At 72.2% G+C, this 1,064-nt stretch carries 1 protein-coding gene; it reads left to right on the top strand.

The features are described 5' to 3' along the window. Positions 1 to 245: 245 nt before the first annotated feature. A partial coding sequence (locus tag B8460_RS16600) for a class I SAM-dependent methyltransferase (protein WP_048862728.1) occupies positions 246 to 1,064 on the top strand: 819 nt, incomplete at its 3' end.

The raw sequence follows: 1,064 nt of genomic DNA, 5'->3' as shown, positions 1-1,064 counted from the left end.
GAGCGTGGGCGACGGTCCGGCCGGAGCGGCGCGCGCCGTCCCCGCGACGGCGGCGCACACCAGCATCAGGCCGGCCCAGCTCGTCACCCGGCCCGCACGGCGTCGGCCCATCTTGTCATCCCGTCCCGTTCTGGCAGAACCGGGGCCGACAAACGGCAATCCCCGCGCGAGCGCAAGCCGCCGCGTCCCCATCCCATCCCCGCGTCACCGGCCGAACCTCTGCAACGGCCGGGCAAAAGGACAGCATGGACCCCTATCTGCGCGCGCTGTGCTACCGCCCCAGTCGTGTCGGCGTGGAGAGCGCCTGGTACGGCCATGTCCCGTTCGGCTACTGGCTGGTCAGCGAGACGCTGCCGCGCGAGATCGTCGAGCTCGGCGTGGCGCACGGCGCCTCCTATGCCGCATTCTGCGACGGCGTCGTCGCCTCGGCGGGACCGGCACGCTGTCATGGCGTCGATACCTGGGGCAGCGCGACCGACGACCTCGTGCGCGGCAACATCGCCTATGACGGGCTGGCGCGCTTCAACGACGCGCATTTCGCCGGCTTCTCCACCCTGCTGCGCATGACCTTCGACGAGGCGCGCACCCGCTTCGCCGACGGCAGCGTCGATCTCCTGCACATCGACGGCCACCACACCGAGGACGGCGTCCGCCACGATTTCGAGGGCTGGCTGCCGAAGCTGTCGGCGCGCGGCGTGGTGCTGATCCACGCCACCCGGCCGCGTCACAGCCGCTTCGGCGTCTGGCGCTTCTGGGAGGAGGCGCGGCAGCGCTTCCCGGGCTTCGAGTTCCACCACGGCGAAGGCCTCGGCGTGCTGGCGGTGGGCGACGACGCGCCCGAGGCGGTCCGGCGCCTATGTACCGCGGACGCCGCCGCGCAGGCCGAGACGCGCCGCGTCTTCGCCGCCCTTGGCGAACGCTGGTCGCTCGCGCACGATCTCGGCCGCGCCGAGGATCGGGTGATCCATCAGTCCAAGCTCGCGGAGGATCTGCTGCATGTCGCGCGGCGCACGCGCGACCGGCTGCAGGCGCTCGGCTACATCATCGAGGACCAGCAGGCGACC

It is taken from the genome of Acidisphaera rubrifaciens HS-AP3 (genome assembly GCF_000964365.1).
GTDB lineage: Bacteria > Pseudomonadota > Alphaproteobacteria > Acetobacterales > Acetobacteraceae > Acidisphaera > Acidisphaera rubrifaciens.
Note: the sequence above shows the minus strand (reverse complement) of the source record. Positions and strands in the feature narration are given on the sequence as shown.